This is a genomic window from Mycobacterium sp. 48b, assembly GCF_048282725.1.
GTDB lineage: Bacteria > Actinomycetota > Actinomycetes > Mycobacteriales > Mycobacteriaceae > Mycobacterium.
Genome location: NZ_JBLVUL010000001.1, coordinates 605,101 through 622,559, shown reverse-complemented (window position 1 = coordinate 622,559; position 17,459 = coordinate 605,101). Strand labels below are relative to the sequence as shown.

Annotated in this window: 19 protein-coding genes; 6 read left to right on the top strand and 13 right to left on the bottom strand. The window is 68.3% G+C overall.

Translation table 11 applies throughout. The features are described from left to right. The first annotated feature begins 6 nt into the window (after positions 1–6). Positions 7–627 carry a TetR/AcrR family transcriptional regulator gene (locus ACNQR1_RS02890; RefSeq protein WP_418043864.1) on the top strand — a complete coding sequence of 207 codons (621 nt, stop codon included), beginning with the start codon at positions 7–9 and terminating at the stop codon, positions 625–627. Here ACNQR1_RS02890 and ACNQR1_RS02885 read toward each other — a convergent pair. From ACNQR1_RS02885 to ACNQR1_RS02840, 10 genes are all read right to left on the bottom strand, one after another. Continuing rightward, entirely contained in the window at positions 606–1,028 is a 423-nt protein-coding gene (locus tag ACNQR1_RS02885) for a hypothetical protein (protein ID WP_418043863.1), read from the bottom strand. The two genes, ACNQR1_RS02890 and ACNQR1_RS02885, sit on opposite strands and share 22 nt — an antisense overlap. Positions 1,029–1,102: 74 nt before the next feature. Continuing rightward, entirely contained in the window at positions 1,103–1,642 is a 540-nt protein-coding gene (locus ACNQR1_RS02880; RefSeq protein ID WP_418043862.1) for a hypothetical protein, read from the bottom strand. 105 nt (positions 1,643–1,747) lie between these two features. Beyond that, positions 1,748–2,347, bottom strand: coding sequence for a TetR/AcrR family transcriptional regulator (locus ACNQR1_RS02875; protein ID WP_418043861.1), 600 nt, complete (start codon positions 2,345–2,347; stop codon positions 1,748–1,750). A gap of 58 nt (positions 2,348–2,405) precedes the next feature. Next, positions 2,406–3,089, bottom strand: coding sequence for a hypothetical protein (locus ACNQR1_RS02870; protein WP_418043860.1), 684 nt, complete (start codon positions 3,087–3,089; stop codon positions 2,406–2,408). Further along, positions 3,086–3,994 (bottom strand): hypothetical protein, encoded by a 909-nt coding sequence (locus tag ACNQR1_RS02865; RefSeq protein WP_418043859.1) that lies wholly within the window; start codon positions 3,992–3,994, stop codon positions 3,086–3,088. Before ACNQR1_RS02865 ends, ACNQR1_RS02870 begins: the two co-directional genes overlap by 4 nt. Further along, the gene (locus ACNQR1_RS02860; protein ID WP_418043858.1) at positions 3,991–4,953 is read right to left on the bottom strand and encodes a hypothetical protein; all 963 of its coding nucleotides are present in this window, start codon (positions 4,951–4,953) and stop codon (positions 3,991–3,993) included. The genes ACNQR1_RS02865 and ACNQR1_RS02860 overlap by 4 nt, the downstream gene beginning before the upstream one ends. Next, positions 4,944–5,417, bottom strand: a complete 474-nt coding sequence (locus ACNQR1_RS02855; RefSeq protein WP_418043857.1) for a hypothetical protein — start codon at positions 5,415–5,417, stop codon at positions 4,944–4,946. Before ACNQR1_RS02855 ends, ACNQR1_RS02860 begins: the two co-directional genes overlap by 10 nt. Next, positions 5,407–6,282 (bottom strand): DUF58 domain-containing protein, encoded by an 876-nt coding sequence (locus ACNQR1_RS02850; RefSeq protein WP_418043856.1) that lies wholly within the window; start codon positions 6,280–6,282, stop codon positions 5,407–5,409. The genes ACNQR1_RS02855 and ACNQR1_RS02850 overlap by 11 nt, the downstream gene beginning before the upstream one ends. After that, positions 6,279–7,280, bottom strand: coding sequence for an AAA family ATPase (locus ACNQR1_RS02845; RefSeq protein WP_418043855.1), 1,002 nt, complete (start codon positions 7,278–7,280; stop codon positions 6,279–6,281). Before ACNQR1_RS02845 ends, ACNQR1_RS02850 begins: the two co-directional genes overlap by 4 nt. Positions 7,281–7,345: 65 nt before the next feature. Beyond that, on the bottom strand, positions 7,346–10,159 hold the full coding sequence (locus ACNQR1_RS02840; RefSeq protein ID WP_418043854.1) for an RND family transporter: 2,814 nt from the start codon (positions 10,157–10,159) through the stop codon (positions 7,346–7,348). A gap of 57 nt (positions 10,160–10,216) precedes the next feature. Between ACNQR1_RS02840 and ACNQR1_RS02835 the strand changes: the two genes are divergently transcribed. Beyond that, positions 10,217–10,951: a TetR/AcrR family transcriptional regulator gene (locus ACNQR1_RS02835; protein WP_418043853.1), complete on the top strand. Its 735-nt coding sequence runs from the start codon at positions 10,217–10,219 to the stop codon at positions 10,949–10,951. Between the two features lie 41 nt (positions 10,952–10,992). After that, positions 10,993–11,487 carry a flavin reductase family protein gene (locus ACNQR1_RS02830; protein ID WP_418043852.1) on the top strand — a complete coding sequence of 165 codons (495 nt, stop codon included), beginning with the start codon at positions 10,993–10,995 and terminating at the stop codon, positions 11,485–11,487. Between the two features lie 2 nt (positions 11,488–11,489). On the opposite strand, the gene ACNQR1_RS02825 is transcribed toward ACNQR1_RS02830, so the two are convergent. Together ACNQR1_RS02825 and ACNQR1_RS02820 are read right to left on the bottom strand one after the other, a co-directional pair. Beyond that, complete coding sequence (locus tag ACNQR1_RS02825; RefSeq protein WP_418043851.1) at positions 11,490–12,209, bottom strand: NUDIX hydrolase; 720 nt, start codon at positions 12,207–12,209, stop codon at positions 11,490–11,492. Between the two features lie 55 nt (positions 12,210–12,264). Further along, positions 12,265–12,675, bottom strand: a complete 411-nt coding sequence (locus tag ACNQR1_RS02820; RefSeq protein WP_418043850.1) for a nuclear transport factor 2 family protein — start codon at positions 12,673–12,675, stop codon at positions 12,265–12,267. A 90-nt stretch (positions 12,676–12,765) separates the two neighbouring features. Here ACNQR1_RS02820 and ACNQR1_RS02815 point away from each other — a divergent pair, with 90 nt between their 5' ends. After that, positions 12,766–13,464 carry a cutinase family protein gene (locus ACNQR1_RS02815; protein WP_418043849.1) on the top strand — a complete coding sequence of 233 codons (699 nt, stop codon included), beginning with the start codon at positions 12,766–12,768 and terminating at the stop codon, positions 13,462–13,464. Here ACNQR1_RS02815 and ACNQR1_RS02810 read toward each other — a convergent pair. Further along, entirely contained in the window at positions 13,415–14,272 is an 858-nt protein-coding gene (locus tag ACNQR1_RS02810) for an adenylate/guanylate cyclase domain-containing protein (RefSeq protein ID WP_418050254.1), read from the bottom strand. The genes ACNQR1_RS02815 and ACNQR1_RS02810 overlap by 50 nt on opposite strands. A gap of 87 nt (positions 14,273–14,359) precedes the next feature. On the opposite strand from ACNQR1_RS02810, the gene ACNQR1_RS02805 reads away from it, so the two are divergent. Both ACNQR1_RS02805 and ACNQR1_RS02800 read left to right on the top strand, forming a co-directional pair. After that, positions 14,360–14,833 carry a carboxymuconolactone decarboxylase family protein gene (locus ACNQR1_RS02805; RefSeq protein ID WP_328819906.1) on the top strand — a complete coding sequence of 158 codons (474 nt, stop codon included), beginning with the start codon at positions 14,360–14,362 and terminating at the stop codon, positions 14,831–14,833. A 55-nt stretch (positions 14,834–14,888) separates the two neighbouring features. Then, positions 14,889–17,432, top strand: a complete 2,544-nt coding sequence (locus ACNQR1_RS02800) for a DEAD/DEAH box helicase (protein ID WP_418043848.1) — start codon at positions 14,889–14,891, stop codon at positions 17,430–17,432. Positions 17,433–17,459 lie beyond the last annotated feature (27 nt).

Genomic DNA, 17,459 nt, shown 5'->3' with positions numbered 1-17,459 from the left:
TTGTAGGTGGTCACCCACAAGCCACTACGGCGACGACAACCTGTGCAGGAGCGCAGCAGACGACGCGTCGAACGTATCCGGGCCGCAGCACTCGAGCTCCTCGAAACCCAGGGCGTAGATGCTGTCACCACCCGCGCCATCGCCCAGCGGGCCGAAGTCCCCGTCGCGACGGTCTATCAGTTCTTCCCCAACCGCGACGCGATCCTGCAGGAGATCGTTGCCGACCACCTCGACCGGCGCGATGCCGAGGGCGCGGCCGTACTCGCCGCGCTGGCCCCGACCAGCCTGGCCGAGGTCGCCCACGGCATCTTCGAATTCCACTATGAGCACCTGCGCAACCATCCGCACCTGGTCAACCTGCACTACACCAGCCTGGCCAGCGGACTGCTCGCCGACCCGCGTGCGCGCCGGGCGGAATTCGCCCACGCCCTGCACGCCGGACTGCTGCATTGGGGTCTGCTGCGCCAGGACACCGACCCGTTGGTGACGATGGTCGCGGTGGAGATGGGTGATCGCCTGCTGGAGATGGCCTTCCACGCCGGCCCGGGACCGGACCGCGCGATCCTCACCGAGGGTGAACGGGCGCTGACCCAGTATCTGCAGGCCTACGCCGCGCCCACTGCCTGATCGACAGCCCGTTCCTGCTTGGCCAGGGCGAATCGTGCGAGCGTGCCGACAAACTTGTCCAGATCGACCACCCGACGACACAGCCCCGGACCCGTAACCCAGCGCCCGCCGCGACGTTCGAGCACCAAAGCCTCGATCGGCTCGCCGAATACCGGAGTCGCCACGCCCGGGTCGGCCGCACCGCGCCAGTCCTCGACGATGTGCACCTGCAGTGGCCGGCCGTCGAGCCGGCGCACCCGCACCGAGGTGGCCGAGACCGAGACGGCGACGACGGCTTTGGGATAGTCGCCGCCGATACCCACCTGGACGACGTCGTCGACGACGGGAACCGTCAGACAGATCGTTCCGGGTCTGAGCCGGTCCAGATCCGATGCCGGCAGGGGCGACGAGCTCTCACGCATACCGTTAATGATTATCATTTTCATCGTCTGCGCTCAACGCAACAAGCGACGACGCAGGTCAGCGGGCTGGAGAGTCAGCGACGGGTGCTGCTACCGCCGACTTCGGCGGCCAACGGCGGCGGCAGTGGGGTCGTGGGGGTGGGCGCCGCGGTTGCGGGGGCCGGGGCCGCGCCGGGAGATTTCGGGGTGTCCTGGGCCGCCGGTGCTCCGGGGCGGTGGAAGTCGATCATCGCCTCCTCGCGGATCACCTTCTCCCCCACGCTCAGCACGAGCGACTTCGAGGTCACCAGGTATTCGATCCCGGCGTTCTCGACGCGGAACGCACCGTCGTCGTTGCGCGTGGCCGGCACGACCAACTTGGCACCGTCGCGCAGCCGCACACCGCGGTACTCGTACTTGCCGCCCGAGGCCGAACAGATCGCCACGCGCGAGGCATCGGTGCTGCCGAACAGCACGGTCGCCTCCGCACTGGCGCACCGCGCCGTGGAATCGACATACCCCCGGGAATCACTGGCCGGGGCGGCCGAGGCCGACGGAATTCCCACCGCGAGCAAGGCGATACCCGCCGTCACCGCAGCGGTGAGACAGCGACGCGGGGGCCAGACACCAGACATCGGTACCACTGAACCACGGCTTTGCTGCTTACACGAGCGTCAACCCCGAGAGACCACCGAATCGTTAGGTCCCCGCAATACATTCGACCCACAACCCCGACCGGTCTAGGGGGACAGGCTTCGCATGGTTCTCACGACGTAGTCGTCCAACAGGGCGTCGCGGGTGGGCCAATCGTTGGTGGTGATCAGCAGCGCATAGAACCCGAGCAGGAAGAACACCGCGCTGTTCCACGGGTTGACGTCGGCGGCGATCTCGCCCTCCTGCTGAGCCAACTCGATCTCGCGGGCCACCCCGGAGATCACCGGGTGCTCCTGGCTGTCCGGGGCGGGTGGCCGGGTCTGTGAGAAATGCAGGGCCAGAAAGTCTTTGAACAGAACCCCGCCGAGCCTGCGCTCCAGGCCGACCACCAGCCGCATGGCCTCGCGCAGCCCGTCCTCCAGGCTGTGCGGCTTCTTGAGGAACTGGGTGTACTGCTTGGCGATCCGCTCCTCTTCGCGCTGCTCCAGTTCCAGGAGCACGTGTTCCTTGGTGGGGAAATGGAAGAAGAACGTGCCGTGTGCGACGCCGGCCGCCGTCACGATCGCGCCCACGTCCGCCTCGGCCATCCCTGCGCGCTTGAACTCCGAGATCGCCGCACCCATCAACCGCTCACGCGTCTGCAGGCGCTTCGCCTCACGCGCAGACAACCCGTCTGCCACAGCCATTCCGTTCCTTCGCTCGGACCCGGCCCGACGAACCGCTCGTCGAACCGACTCCCCGAATCTAGCCCCTGGCCGCATCCCGCAGGATCTGTTGCAGGCGGTCCAGCGGATCGCCGGCCTTGGGGTCGAGCCGGTTTCGTGGCGGTGTGGGCGTGGCGCCGGCCGGCCCCGGCGGCGGAGCCTGCGCTGCCGGGGGCGGCGGCGGGTTCGGCGGCACGAGCCCGCCGCCCGCATCGATCTTGCTGGTCAACCGCGCCGGCGCATCGTTGCGCACGGTGCGCCGGTCCGGGTCGGGATCGGCATTGCCGACGAAGCACCCGCCGGGCGCCCGGTCCACCACATCTCGGGCGGCCAGGTAATGGCTCTGTGCCATCCGGCCGTCGGACGCCGCCGCCGCACGATCCCCGAGTGTCTCGCGAACCAACTCCAGATTCACTCTGGCCGAGCATGATTCATCTGCATCGAGTTGCTCCACCGCCTGGGCAAAGTATCGATCGGCCTCGGCCAGCCGGTCCTGCAGAACCGCCAGCGCACCTGCCGCGAAGCTCGCCTTGCCGGGTTCGACGACGTCGAGCACCTGAAGCCGCGTGACCTCGCCCGCCAGTGCCTCGGTGTCCCGGTCGGTGAAACTGGCGGCCGCCGAGTTGCCGATCACCACGACCGACAACAGCTTGACGATCGCGATGACGAACACCAGCACCACCGGAGCCGAGTACACCAGAAGCCGACGACGGAGCGTGCTCATGACCGCAGCTCCACGTCGATCGGCTGGGTGCGGCGGAATTCGCGAAGCACCAGATAGAGCTCGACCAGGACCAGCAGCGCCGCCACCCCGGCGAGGACCCAGTACAGCTCGACGGCGGTCGCCAGCGCTGGGGCCGCGGGCACCTGGCTTCCGGTTTCGTCGGCCGGCAGTGCATCGTCCAACGGCGTCGCATCGGTGCGCGGTACGAACGGCACCCCGATCTGTTCGGCGACTCCGCGCAGTGACTGCGCCCCGGCGGCGTCGTACCCAAGTACCGCGCCACCGTCCACGGCGTTCTCGGGCAGCTGGAATTCACGTTGTGGCGCTTGCGATTCCGGGGCGCCCGCGCCGAGATAGAACACGAGGTTGCGGGCCCTCGGGAATTGCTGCACGGCGCTGATCAGCTGGTAACGCAGGATGTTGGCGGCTGCTCCGGCGTTGGCATCCGGGGCATCGGCAGCCGCCGGTTGCGCATTGGTCGCAGCCGCCACCGGGCGCAGGCTCCAGGTATCGGCGGACAGCGGCCAGTCCACCGACGGGCGGTCCACGAACGAGATCATCGCGAAACGCGCCTGCGGATGGCGTTCGATCAGGTCCGCGATGTCGTCGCGGGCCGCCGCCATCCGCTGGCCCGACATATCGGGTGAACGGTCCAGCAGCACAAAGATATTGGGTTCGCGGTCACCGGCCGGCCTGGGCACACGGTCATCGGTTCTGCCGACGACCGGGCCGAGGGCGGCCACCAGCAGCAGTAACCCCGCGGTGGTGAGCGACGACCACCGCCAGACCGCGGCCCAGCCGCCGGCCTGGGCCCGGACCCGCCCGAACGTGATCGCACGCGCCACGACGAGCACCACCGCGAGCACCGCGACCAGCAGCGGCGGCAAAATCGGTTCGAGCCTCATCGCCGCATCACCACCGGCCACCACCACAGCACCGCCATCGCCAGCAAGGCGAGCAACACGGGAATCCCCGGGGTCTCGGCGGATCGGACATCCGCCGCCTCACCGGTCGACCCGGCCTGCGGCGGATGGTCCCGGATCTCGCCTAGATGCGCCGCGACGTCGGCCGAATCTGCAAACCACTGCCCACCGGTGCTGCGGGCCAGGTCCGCCGCGGGTCCGTCGCCAGGGCCGGGCGTGATGGCGTTGACCTGAACACCGGCCGTCACCGCCAGGTCGCGCAACCGGTCCGCACTGAACAGCGGCGTCGCTTCGCCGGGGCGAGGCAGAGATTCGGGGCCGACGTAGATCATCGACCGTCGCTGTGCCGACGGTTCCGAAAAGGACGGGAATCCGGTCAGACACATGGCGAGTACGTCCTCCACGCCGGCAGCGTAATCGACGTAGGACACCGGCGCCACGAACGGCCGGGCACCTTCGCGCTGACCGAATGCGGCGAATTGCGCTGCGGCGTACTGGTAGTCGCGGGTAAGTGGGACCAGGCGCCGATTCGCCGAGGTCAGCCCGACCCGTTCGGTGCCGAAGGAGCCGACCCGATCGCCGAAGTACCGTAGCGTGGTGCCGACCGCCGGGTCGGTGAGCGGGCCTCCGACGCACACCATGATGTCCTCGGCGGCCGCGACCCGGGTGCTGCGGTCCCACGACGGCAGACCGGTGGGGCGGGCGGCGATCAGGACAGACGCCGCGAAGGCGACCGTCAACATGACCATGGCGAGCACGGCCGAGACGATCCGCCGGCGCGCGGCCCGGACATACTCGGGCAACCGGGTGAGCCTGCCGGTGTTGGCCAGCGGCGTGAGTTCGTCCGAGTCGACCGACTGCTTCAGGAGCAGGGCCAGACCCACGCACGCGGCCAGTGCGAGGCAACCGCCGATCACCACCACCCACCAGATCAGGTCCATCCGCGGATCAACTCCTCGGTGGCGACGCTGGCCGTGCCTGCGTCGAGCGTCGAACGGTGGTTGAACTGAATGTCGGTGAGCTCGGCCAGGATCGGGGCGGCCGGCGCCGCAGCACTGTCACCGATCGCATCGACCTGCATGTACTGGGCCTGCACCCCGGTCGCGGAGTGCAGGAATCCGCGCAGCTCGGCACTGAGGGCGGCGCCGGCGCCCGCTGCGGTGAGATCGCCGGCCCGATAGCGGTTTCCGATGGCACGGACGGCCCGGGCCGACCGTCGCCGCAGCAGTTCGGCTCGTGCGGCGCCCAGGACCGGCAGCTCTCGCACCGGACGTCGCCGCGAGGTCAGCAGGAACACACCCGTGTACCAGGCACACACCAGGACGATCAGGCCGATCGCGATCCACAGCCAGATCGGCGAGTAGGGCGTGGGGCCGATCACGTGGCGCAGCAGGTCATCCGGCACGGGCGTATACCCCGGTCATCGCGGTCAAGGCCGCCCTGATCCGCACGCTCCCGGTGACCCGGGCGTGCGGTATCCCCTGCAGGGTCAGGAATTCGGAAAGCCGTTCGCGCCGTTGCACTTCAGCCCGCCGGTAGGCCTCGATGACGTCGCGGTCCAACCCGGAGAGGATGGACCGCCCGTCTGCCACCTCGTAGCTGCGCCCGGTGTCCCGGTGGGCGCTCACCGCGGGCATGTCGCTGAGCATCGCCCACAGCACGTCATGGCGGGCGGTCAACGACCCGAGCACCTCGGCCAACCGGTCATCGACCTCGGGCTCGTCGGAAACCACGAAGACCAGCAGCCGGTGCCGATAGTGCCGGGCGACCCACTCGAGCTGAACCCGGATGTCGCTCGGACCGGGGTGGTCGGTGGCGTGGTGGTGGAACCGGTGCAGCATGCTTTCGATGTGCGTCTCGCCGCGGCGCAACCGGATGTCCACATTGCCGCGGTGATCGCCGAGCACCATGGCGATCTCGTCGGACCTGGGCAGCGTCATCAGCCCGATCGCACCGATGATGTGCAGGGCCACAGTTCTTTTCAATTCGCCCGACGGCGCCAGTGCGCAGCTGTTGCGGCCGGCGTCGGCGACCACCAGGACCTTGTGGTGCTTCTCGGAGACGAACCGCTTGATCAGGGTGTGCCCGGACCGTGCGGTGGCCTTCCAGTCGATGTCGCGGACGTCGTCGCCGGGGACGTAGGGGCGCAACTCGTCGAATTCCAGGCTGCGGGTGTGCACGAGGGCATAGCGGCCGCCTTCGAGTAGCCCGCCGACGTCGCGGCCGGCGTACGCCTTGGCGGAGTCCAGATCTGCCCATCGTGACCTCACGGGACCTGCACCGCGCGCAGCACGGCGTCGATGACGACGTCGGGGGTGATGCGCGCGGTGGCGGCTTCGAAGCCGAGGATCAGCCGGTGTCGCAGTACGCGATGGGCCAGCCTGGCGATGTCGTCGGGCACCACGTGGTCGCGCCCGCGCAACACCGCCAGGGCGCGCGCGGTCCGGCAGAACGCCAGGGTCGCGCGCGGGCTGGCACCGTACTCGATCACCCTGGCCAGGTTGGCCGGCAGGTGGTGCCCGGGTTCGCGGGTGACCGCGACGAGCCGGCCGGCGTACTCGACCAGCGCACGGTCCAGATACACAGACCGGACGATGCCCTGGGCGCGGCGCACGTCGTCGATGGTGACGACGGGTGCGGCACGGTGCCCGCGGTCGTAGAGCCCGGCGTCCATCCGGGCGGCGATCTCGACCTCATCGTCGATCGAGGGATAGCCCACGATCTCCTTGAGCATGAACCGGTCGGTCTGGGCCTCCGACAGTGGATAGGTGCCTTCCTGGTCGACGGGGTTCTGGGTGGCGATCACGAGAAACGGCTCGGGAATGGGATATTCGACGCCGGCGATCGTGGTCTGACGTTCCTCCATCGCCTCCAGCATCGCGCTCTGGGTCTTGGCGCTGGAGCGGTTGATCTCGTCGAGCAGCACGATGTTGGCGTGCACCGGGCCGAGCTGGGTGGCGAACGAATTGCGCGCGGCCTCGTAGATCTGGGTGCCGATGATGTCGCTGGGCAGCAGGTCGGGAGTGCACTGGATACGCCGGAAGCTGCCGTCGACGGATTCGGCCACCACCCGTGCCGCCGTGGTCTTCGCCAGCCCGGGAACGCTCTCCAGGAGCAGGTGCCCGCCGGCCAGGAGCGCGACCAACATCGATTCGCGCAGATGGTCCTGCCCGACCACCCGGGTGGAGAACGCCGCGGTCACCGCACCCGCGATGCGCTGGGCCTCGGCCGTGTCACGCTGGTCAGCCTGCAATCGCGGTGCCGTCATGGATCCTCTCCGGTCGGTCGTCCCCCTTCCCCAGACCCAGTCGATGTACCCAGACTTCGCCGATCTCACGCCCCGCCGGACGGACCCGCAGTCGCGGGCACCCGACGCGGCCACCAGAACCAGCGGCCGAGCAGCACCGCGATGGGCGGCACCACGAAGGTCCGCACCACCATGGTGTCGATCAGCAATCCGATGCCGATCGTGGACCCCACCTGGGCGATCGTCACCACACTGGCACCGAGCATCGCGAACATGGTCAGTCCGAACACGACCCCCGCGATGGTGACGACGCTGCCGGTGCCGGCGAATGCCCGGATGGTCGCGGTCCGCACGCCGGCCCGGGCCTCGTCACGCAACCGCATCGCCAGCAGCAGGTTGTAATCCGCGCCGACGGCGACCAGGGCGATGAACGCCAGTGCGGGCACCGCCCAGTGCAGCGGTTGCCCGACCAGGTGCTGCCAGATCGCGGCGCTGACCCCGAGCGCCGACGCGTAGGAGATCGTGACGGTGGCCAACACGACGATCCCGGCGACGGGACTGCGCAGCATGGCGGCCACGATCACGAAAATCAAGATGAGCGTGACGATCACGAGCAGGGCGAAGTCGTGTTGCACATAGTCGATGAGTTCAGCGGTCGCGGTTCCGACCCCCGTGAGGTCGACGACGCCGCTGACCGCCAGCGGGGTGTCCTTGAGTGCCTCCGCGGCGGCGATGCGGATCTCGGCAGAGCGGTCCGCGCCGTCACGTCCCCAGGATTCCCCGTCGCCGTAGACCAGCAGCCGGGTGGCGTGGCCGTCCGGGGAGAACATCATGTTCATCACCCGGCGGTACTCTGGATCGTCGAAAGTCCGTGGCGGCAGGTAGAACCCGCCCTCGGAGCTGCCGTCGAAGTCCGTGCTGAGCTGCGACAGGTAACCGGTCATCTGTTGCATCTGCGGCCCGAGATCGCCCAGGCTGGAGCGCAAGGTGGAGGTCAGCCCGCGCAGCCGGCTCAGCGTGGTGCGCATGGTCGCCACGCCCTTGGCCGCGCCGTCGAGTGAATCGGTGGCGCTGGCCGCGCCCTCTTCGAGCGCACCCGCCCCACCGGCGAGGGTGCCCGTCGCGCTGACCGCGTCATCGAGGGGCGTGACGATCTTCTGCACTGCCGCACAGATCGGGTTGCCCGCACAGTCGGGGTTGCTGCTGACGAACTGACGCAGCGGATCGGCATAGCCGGAGACCGCCTGCAGGTTGCCCTGCAACCCGGACATGCCCGCGCCGATGTCCTGCGAGCCGGCCCCGACCCGGTTCAGGCCGTCGACGGCACCGGTCAACCCGCGTTGCATGCCGTCCAGGGCGGCGTCGAGTTGTCCGATGGTGGCCGCGACGGTGTCCACGGATCTCATCCCGCTGAGCGCGGATTGTGCTGTGCCGTCGAGTTGTTCACCGATCTGTCCGGCCTGGTAGGTCAGCGTGCCCTGGCGCACCGGGGTTCCGGCGGGCCGGCTGGCCGATTGCACGGTGCGGACCCCGCGCACCTCCAGGACCTTCCTGGTGACGCGCTCGACCGTGATCAACCCGGCCGGGGTCCGCAGGTCCCGGTCGGCCTGGATCGAAACGATCTCGGGTAGCAGCCGGTTGTCCGGGAAGCGGCCGTGGACGGCCTGGTATCCGCGGCTGGAGTCGGTGCTGCCCGGCTGCGCGGACAACTCCGCGAAGCTGACCTCCGCGCCGAGCAGCGGCACCGTGCAGAGGATCAGCGCACCGGCGGCGACCACCAGGATCGGCCCCGGCCAGCGGGCGACGGCCGTGCCGATCTTGCGCCACCGGCGGCTGATCCTTGACGCCCGCGGCTCGACCCAGCCGCGCCTGCTGAACAGGCCGATCAGCGCCGGGGTCAGCGTCAATGCGCCCAACATCGCCGCGAGAACACCTATCCCACTGGGTATCCCGGCACTGCGCAGAAAGTTCACCTTGGCAAAGGTCAGGCAGAACAGCGCGGCGGCGATGGTCGCCGACGACCCGGCGATCACCGGTGCGACCCGGCGGTAGGCGTCGGCCAGTGCATCCGGCGGCGCCAGGCCCGCCCGCCGGTTCTCGTGGTAACGGCCGAGCAGGAAGATGCCGTAGTCCGTCCCGGCGCCCAGCACCATCGCCGACATCAACGCGACCGAGAACACCGACACCTCGATCACCCCGTGCTCGCCGAGCAGCGCGACCACGGGACGCGCGACCGCCAGCGCCAGCCCCACCGAAGCCAGGGGTACCGCCGCGGCGATCGGCGACCGGTAGACGAAGAGCAGCAGTGCGGCGATCATCCCGACCGTCAGCACCGTGATTCGCGCCAATTGTGCATCCAGAGCGGCGAATTCATCGACCAGGCTGGGCCCTGGTCCGGTGACATGGGTCCGCAGACCTTGCGGCGGGCTGACCGAGTCGACTGCCGTGTGCAGTGCGGCCACGGCGTCGGTGGCGGGACTGCTGCCCAACTGACCGGAAAGCCGGGCCATCAGATAGGCCGCCTTGTGGTCCTGGCTTTCGAATACGGCTGCCGCAGCGGGGTCGTCCCACAGGTCCATGACCGATTCGACGCCCGGGGTGCCGGTGCGCAACCGGTCCGCCAGCACGCGGTAGTAGTCGCGGTCGGATTCGCCCAGCGTGCGGTCGGCTTCGAGGACGACATAGGCGATGTTGTTGCTGTCGGAATCGCCGAACAGGGTCCCCATCCGTTGTGCTGCCTGAGTGGCACCGGAGTCGGTGGGGAAGAACGCCCGGGATTGTTCCTTCACGACATGTTCGAGCTGGGGTACGGCGATATTGCCGACGCCGGCCAGCAGCACCCACGCCGCCATGACCAGGACCGCGTACCTGCTCACCCTTCGGGCAAAACTCTCCGACATCGCTCCCCACCCGTCCCATAACAATGTTATCGGCAGGTATAACATTGTTATGGCAGCATGTCTAGAACGATGGCCACCATGGGAATTCGCGAAAGCCTGATCGAGGAGAGCCTGCAGATCCTCGAGGAGAGCGGGCCCGAGGCACTCAGTGCGCGCATGCTGGCCAACCGGATCGGGGCCTCCACCATGGCGGTCTACACGCACTTCGACGGCATGCCCGGCCTCTACGAGGCGCTCGTACGGGAGTCATTCGTCCGGTTCGGCGAACACCTGCGCCGACGTCCGGACACCGACGACCCGGTGGCCGACCTCCTCGCCTCCGGACTGGCCTACCGCGAGTACGCGCTCACCCATCCGCAGCGTTACCGGCTGATGTTCGGCATCACCTCGCCGTCCATCACGCTGCCGATCGGCCGCGACGTCACGGTCGCCGGCAACCCGGCGGCGCTGTCCGAGATCAATTCGGTATACGCCCAGATCCCCGCATTCGTGCGGCGCTGCATGGACATCGGCGCCATCAACGAGGGCGATCCGGTGGCCGTCGCCGCTCAGATCTGGACAGTGATGCACGGCTATGTGCTGGCCGAGATCATCGGAGTCTTCGGCACCGACGGCGCGGGCGTCTCGACGGTGCTGGCCCCGCACATCACCAACCTCCTCGTCGGCCTCGGCGGCGATCGGGACCGTATTCAACAGTCCTTTCAGCGCCTGGAACCACAGTCGACACCGCCACGCCCGAGCGCACCCCCGGCTGCCACCGTCCGGCGCGGGCGCCGGACCCGCAATCCCTAGCGCGCCACCACATTGGCACCGCCGTGGCCGAGAATGGTGGGATGGCGCAGAGCTGGGACGGTTTCGACGGATTCGTGGAGCTCATCGACTACCCGATGGTCGTCGTGACGGCACGCGCCGAGAACGGGACCGCGGGTTGCCTGGTCGGGTTCACCACGCAGGCCAGCATCGATCCGCCCCGGTTCCTCGTCGGGATCTCGAAGAAGAACCACACCTTCGGCGTCGCGGAAACGTCCACCCATCTGGGCGTACACCTGCTGGCCCGCGACGACCTCGAGCTGGCCCGCTGGTTCGGCGGGCAGACCGGTGACGAGGTCGACAAGTTCGCCGGGTGCAGCTGGCAGAGCGGACCCGCCGGGGTTCCGATTCTCGATGCCGCCCCGGCCTGGTTCGTGGGCAGCATCCTCGACCGGTTCGATCTCGGCGATCACGTCGGCTACCTGCTGAACCCGGTTGACGGCCGAGCGCCCGACGAGCCGCGGCCCTGGGTCAGTCTCACCGACGTGGCCGACCTCAAGCCCGGACACGAGGCCTGAGGCTACTTCCAGGCGAAGACCGGTTGTTCGAGTTCGTCGACCGGATCTGTGCGTCCCTCCAGGGCCAGCCACCGCAGCTGCAGCAGCACCGCCCCGGTCGGCGCGTGGATCAGGTCGTTGCCCAACGGAATCTGCACCACCGGGCGCGAGCTCTCCGGAATCGTGATGAACCGCGGCGAATCCTCGCGCTGCAGTTGATGCAGCCCCACCCGGTACGCCGCCACCACCTCGTCGGGAGACGGGCGCAGGTCCAGCCGCCCACCGCCCCAGATCACCACCGGGGTGATGACGTACCCCGAGCGGGTCGGATAGTCGTCGAGCAGGCCCAACACCGCCGAGTCGGGCAGGGCGACCCCGACCTCCTCGTCCAGTTCCCGCAGCGCGGCCTCGACCGCCGTTTCACCGGGATCCAGCCGGCCGCCGGGCAGCGCCCACTGCGCGGCATGAGACGAAAGTCGAGAAGTTCTGCGGCACAACAGAAAAGCAGCGCCTCCGGACACGTCGACCATGCGTCCGTCGAGACCGGGCTCCGGCATGGGCCGGCCCCCGATCCACTCGTCGACCGGGGCCGGATCCACGCGGTCCTCCCCGAGTTCGGAGTCGACCAGGACCACCGCGACGGCCGCGTGCCGCTTCGTCGGGTCGGTAACGGCGCGGCGTTCGTGCCCCGCCAGATGCGCACCGATGCGTTCCCGCAGGGCTTCGTCATAGGCGATCGTCACCGCTCGACCATATGCGGGGCGGGATCGATGCGACCGGTGAGGTGGTCGGGCCCGCTTACTGGTCCGGCTTGCGGGTCTGCTGATACAGCGTGAGCTTCCACACTCCGTCGACCCGGTGGTAGACGCTGGACATGGCGCCGACGAACGCGGGTTCATCCCCGTCGCGGTAGGCCGTACCCGTATAGACCAGAGCCGCGTTGTCGTCGTCGAGGGCGATCAGCCGAACCCCGCTGATCTCATAGGCCCGCCACGGCGGTGCCTCACCCAGCGCGCTGACGACGGTGTTCCGGTCCATCACCATGCCGTTGGCGAGAACCATGACGGCGTCCGGCAACATCAGTTCGCCGTAGAAATCGGCCCCGGTCGACTCGCACAGCGAGTCCCACCCTGCCCGTTCGATGTGCAGCAGTTCGTCGAGTACTGGACTGGTCACGGCTGTCGGATACCCACTGCGCGCGTCCTCCATGTCTCGGCATAGCTGTTAAAACAGTGGTAGAAGTGATAACTGGGGATAACCATTTCACCCGGTACGGACAGGTCCACGTCGAGGAGTGGCATGCCTTTCGGCAGGTGGGCCCGGCGCGCGGGCAGCCGGGCCGGCATCGCAGCGGTAGGCGCTGCCACCGCGGTGTGCCCCGTCGTCGCAACTCCCCTGACCTCGGCCGCACCGAAATGCCCCGACATCGAGGTCGTGTTCGCCCGCGGCACCGACGAGCCCGCAGGCATCGGCAATGTCGGCAAGGCGTTCGTCGACACGCTGCGCCCCATGGTCAAAGGCTCGACTGTCGACACCTACGCGGTGGAGTACCCCGCGTCGTGGGACTTCATGAAAGCGGCGGCCGGCGCCACCGACATGAGCAAGCGCATCCAGGCCACAGCGGCGCGCTGCCCCAAGACCAAGATCGTGATGGGCGGTTATTCACAGGGCGCGGCGGTGGTCGACGTCGTGGCCACCTCCCCCGTCGGCGGCCTCGGCTACAGCGCGCCCCTGCCTGCCGCGGTCGTCCCGCGCGTCGCGTCCGTGGTGGTCTTCGGTAACCCGTCGGCGCGCCTGGGTCAGCCGCTGACCAGGATGAGCCCGGACTTCGGCGCCAGGACCGCGGACCTGTGCAACACCAACGACCCCATCTGTTCGCTGGGCCAGGACTGGAACGCGCACATCACCTATCCCAAATCAGGCCTGATCAAGCTGGCCGCGCAGTGGGTCACGCGTCACGTCCAGCCGCCGCCTCCAGCGCCCGCTGCTCGACGCTGAGGACCGGATAGAGCCGGTGGCTCCCGGGAAGACCCTTGAGTTCGACTTCACGGGCCGCACCCAGGACGATGTCGTCGAGGTGCTTGACCGCCTCCCCGACGGGTTCGCTGACCAGGATCTCGCCGCCATCGGCCTGGCCCGCGACCCGGGCCGCCATCGCGACATCGAGTCCGAACAGGTCGTCACCACGGCGCACCGAGGTTCCCATGTGCACTCCGATCCGCACCCGGATCGCCTGCCACCGCTGGGGATTCTCCGCCAGCGCACCCTGCACGTCGGTGGCGAACCGCACCGCGTTCTCCGGGTCGGCGAACGCGATCATGAATCCGTCACCCTGGGTCTTGACCACGTGACCGCCGTGCTTGTCGACGCGCGCCTGCACGAGCTTGTTGTGCTTCTCCAGCAGCTTCACCCACGCCCGGTCGCCCATGGCGGCGTTGCACTCGGTCGAGCCCTCGATGTCGGAGAACACGATGACGACCCGGCCGTCAGCGGTCAGCCGAGCCAGATCCGGACGCTCCACCTGGGCCCACCCGGCCAGATCCTCGATCGAGTTGCGAACCGTGGCACCCAGCCCTTTGTTGATCAGCATGTCCGCGGTCTGGAACACCGTCTTGATGGCCAGCGGCGCCACACCCCGCCGACGCCTCCGCCTGCGGTCATCGTCCTCGAGTTTCATACGTTCGATCTCACGCCGGGCGTTCGTCAACTGCCGCCGGCTCACGATGAACAGCACCAGGAACGTGACGAACGCCGCGAACAGTACGACGACACCCACCAGCAGGACGGACTCAAGGGCGGTCGGCATCGGCACCCGTTGATTATCGCCGCATGTCACATTTCGTGGATTCGCGGTGTCTTGAGGGGGTAATCACCAACGACATAGGAGTGCACCATGGATGCTCGTTTGAACCTGTTCGAGAACCGGACCGCCACCAAGATGCTCAAGTACGTCACCTCGGCGGGCAAGGTGATCACGGACTCCGCGCTCCCCGAGACAACGCAGCAATTGGTGGCACTACGCGCCAGCCAGATCAATGGCTGCGGCTTCTGCACCGACATGCACACCAAGGACGCCGCTGCCGCCGGGGAGACCCAGCAGCGCCTGCACCTGGTCGCGGCATGGCGGGAGGCAACGGTCTTCACCGAAGCCGAACGCGCGGCCCTGGAACTGACCGAGCAAGGCACCCGGATCGCCGACGCGGCGGGCGGGGTCAGCGACGAGGTGTGGGCGAATGCGGTCAAGCACTACGACGAGGATCAGCTCGCCGCGCTGGTGTGCCTGATCGCCTTCATGAACACCGTCAACCGCCTCAACGTGATCGTTCAGATGCCCGCAGGCGACTACCAGCCGGGGCAGTTCGGATAACGCGATCGACCGGGAGGATCGTCGGCAGGGGTGAACTGGCACGCTGGTCATCAATATGACCACTCCCCTGCTCGACGATCCGAACGACCTCTCGGCGCTGCAAGCCAAGGGCGGCGACGCCGACGCTCTGTTCACCGACTTCGCCGAGTGGGCCGAGGCCAACGGCACCACGCTCTACCCCGCGCAGGAAGAGGCGCTGATCGAACTGGTCAGCGGGGCGAACGTGATCCTCGCGACGCCGACCGGCTCGGGCAAATCCCTGGTGGCGACCGGGGCGATCTATGCGGCGCTCGCCACGGACCGCGTCAGTTTCTACACCGCCCCGATCAAGGCGCTGGTGAGCGAGAAGTTCTTCGCCCTGTGCGACGTGTTCGGCGCGGCCAACGTCGGCATGCTGACCGGGGACGCGTCGGTCAACGCCGACGCCCCGATCATCGCCTGCACCGCCGAGATCCTGGCCAACCTCGCGCTACGTGAGGGCGCCGACGCCGACATCGGCCTGGTGGTGATGGACGAGTTCCACTTCTACGGCGACCCGGACCGGGGCTGGGCCTGGCAGGTACCGCTGCTCGAACTGCCCAAGGCGCAGTTCCTGCTGATGTCGGCAACGCTGGGCGACGTCACGTTCCTGCGGGAGGACCTCACGCGCCGCACCGGACGTCCGACCGCGCTGGTCGCCGGCGCGGAAAGGCCGGTGCCGCTGTTCTTCTCATACGCCACCACGGCGATGCACGAGACCATCGCCGAGTTGCTCGCCACCTTGCAGGCACCGATCTACGTCGTGCACTTCACCCAGGCTTCCGCGTTGGAGCGGGCGCAGGCGCTCATGAGTGTCAACGTCTGCACCAAGGAGGAGAAGGCCGCCATCGCCGAGATGATCGGCGCGTTCCGCTTCTCGACGACGTTCGGTGCGACGCTGTCGCGGCTGGTGCGACACGGCATCGGCGTCCACCACGCCGGCATGCTGCCCAAATACCGGCGATTGGTGGAACAGCTGGCCCAGGCCGGACTGCTCAAGGTGATCTGCGGCACCGACACCCTCGGCGTCGGCATCAACGTGCCGATCCGCACCGTCGTGTTCTCGGCGCTGTCCAAGTACGACGGCATCCGGATGCGGCTGCTCAACGCCCGGGAGTTCCATCAGATCGCGGGCCGCGCCGGGCGCGCGGGATACGACACGGCGGGCACCGTGGTGGTGCAGGCACCCGACCACGAAGTGGAGAACCTCAAGCAGTTCGCCAAGGTGGCCGACGACCCGAAGAAGCGACGAAAGCTGGTGCGGCGCAAGGCACCCGAAGGCATGGTGCCGTGGGGCGAGAACACCATGAACCGGCTGATGGAGGCCGCGCCCGAGGCCTTGACCAGCAACATGCGGGTGTCCACGGCGATGATCCTCGACGTGGTCGACCGCCCCGGCGACCCGTTCGTGGCGATGCGGCGGCTGCTCACCGACAATCACGAACCGCGCAAGCGTCAGCTGAAACACATCCGGGAGGCGGTCGGCATCGCCCGCTCGCTGCTGCAGGCCGGAGTGATCGAGCGGCTCGACGAACCCGAACCGGACGGGCGCCGGTACCGGCTGACCGTCGACCTTCCCCCGGACTTCGCGCTCAACCAACCGCTGTCGACCTTCGCGCTGGCCGCGGTGGACGTGCTGGATCCCGAACCAGAAGATCCGGCAAGCTATGCCTTGAATGTCATCTCGGTGATCGAGGCCACCCTGGAAGACCCCCGGCAGATCTTGGCCGCGCAGCTGAACAAGGCCAGGGGCGAAGCGGTGGCCGAGATGAAGGCCGAGGGCATCGAGTACGAGGAACGCATCGAACTGCTCGACGACGTCACCTATCCCAAGCCGCTGCAAGAACTCCTGGAACACACCTACGAGGTGTACCGGCAGACCAACCCGTGGGCGGCCGACGGACACCTGTCGCCCAAGTCGGTGGTGCGCGAGATGTGGGAGCGTGCCCTGACGTTCCGCGAGTACATCAGCCTCTACGGGCTGACCCGCTCGGAAGGTGCCGTGCTGCGCTACCTGTCCGACGCGTTCAAGGCGCTGCGCTCCGGTGTGCCCGCCTCGGCCCGGACCGAGCAGCTCGCCGACATCGTCGAATGGCTCGGCGAATTGGTGCGCCAGGTCGATTCCAGTCTGCTCGACGAATGGGAACAGCTGACCAGCCCGGACCAGCCGCACGACGCCCCGGTTCCGGTGCCGGCCCGGCCGCGCCCGCTGACCGGCAACGAGCGGGCGTTCACCGCGATGGTGCGCAATGCATTGTTCCGCCGGGTGGAGTTGTTCGCCCGGTCCCGCTGGGACGAGCTCGGGGCGCTCGATGCGGCCTCCGGCTGGACCGCAGAACGCTGGGCCGACGCGGGTGAGGCGTATTTCGACGAGCACGCCGAGGTGGGTACCGGAGCCGACGCGCGGGGCCCGGCATTGCTGATCTTCGACCGGCAGCCGCAGGTGTGGCGGGTTCGACAGATCCTCGAAGATCCTGCCGGAGATCACGATTGGGGCTTCGACGTGGAAGTCGACCTGGCCGCCAGCGACGAAGAAGGTGCCGCGGTGCTGCGTATCTTGGATGTGGACCGGATGGGATAGGAACGAGTGACTGAACCGTGCCCTTTC

Bases quoted from the DNA above. Each gene is read 5' to 3' on its own strand.
- ACNQR1_RS02885 (WP_418043863.1), bottom strand. From the start codon at position 1,028: ATGCGTGAGAGCTCGTCGCCCCTGCCGGCATCGGATCTGGACCGGCTC.
- ACNQR1_RS02880 (WP_418043862.1), bottom strand. From the start codon at position 1,642: ATGTCTGGTGTCTGGCCCCCGCGTCGCTGTCTCACCGCTGCGGTGACG.
- ACNQR1_RS02875 (WP_418043861.1), bottom strand. From the start codon at position 2,347: ATGGCTGTGGCAGACGGGTTGTCTGCGCGTGAGGCGAAGCGCCTGCAG.
- ACNQR1_RS02870 (WP_418043860.1), bottom strand. From the start codon at position 3,089: ATGAGCACGCTCCGTCGTCGGCTTCTGGTGTACTCGGCTCCGGTGGTG.
- ACNQR1_RS02865 (WP_418043859.1), bottom strand. From the start codon at position 3,994: ATGAGGCTCGAACCGATTTTGCCGCCGCTGCTGGTCGCGGTGCTCGCG.
- ACNQR1_RS02860 (WP_418043858.1), bottom strand. From the start codon at position 4,953: ATGGACCTGATCTGGTGGGTGGTGGTGATCGGCGGTTGCCTCGCACTG.
- ACNQR1_RS02845 (WP_418043855.1), bottom strand. From the start codon at position 7,280: ATGACGGCACCGCGATTGCAGGCTGACCAGCGTGACACGGCCGAGGCC.
- ACNQR1_RS02840 (WP_418043854.1), bottom strand. From the start codon at position 10,159: ATGTCGGAGAGTTTTGCCCGAAGGGTGAGCAGGTACGCGGTCCTGGTC.
- ACNQR1_RS02835 (WP_418043853.1), top strand. From the start codon at position 10,217: ATGTCTAGAACGATGGCCACCATGGGAATTCGCGAAAGCCTGATCGAG.
- ACNQR1_RS02830 (WP_418043852.1), top strand. From the start codon at position 10,993: ATGGCGCAGAGCTGGGACGGTTTCGACGGATTCGTGGAGCTCATCGAC.
- ACNQR1_RS02820 (WP_418043850.1), bottom strand. From the start codon at position 12,675: ATGGAGGACGCGCGCAGTGGGTATCCGACAGCCGTGACCAGTCCAGTA.
- ACNQR1_RS02815 (WP_418043849.1), top strand. From the start codon at position 12,766: ATGCCTTTCGGCAGGTGGGCCCGGCGCGCGGGCAGCCGGGCCGGCATC.
- ACNQR1_RS02810 (WP_418050254.1), bottom strand. From the start codon at position 14,272: ATGCCGACCGCCCTTGAGTCCGTCCTGCTGGTGGGTGTCGTCGTACTG.
- ACNQR1_RS02805 (WP_328819906.1), top strand. From the start codon at position 14,360: ATGGATGCTCGTTTGAACCTGTTCGAGAACCGGACCGCCACCAAGATG.
- ACNQR1_RS02800 (WP_418043848.1), top strand. From the start codon at position 14,889: ATGACCACTCCCCTGCTCGACGATCCGAACGACCTCTCGGCGCTGCAA.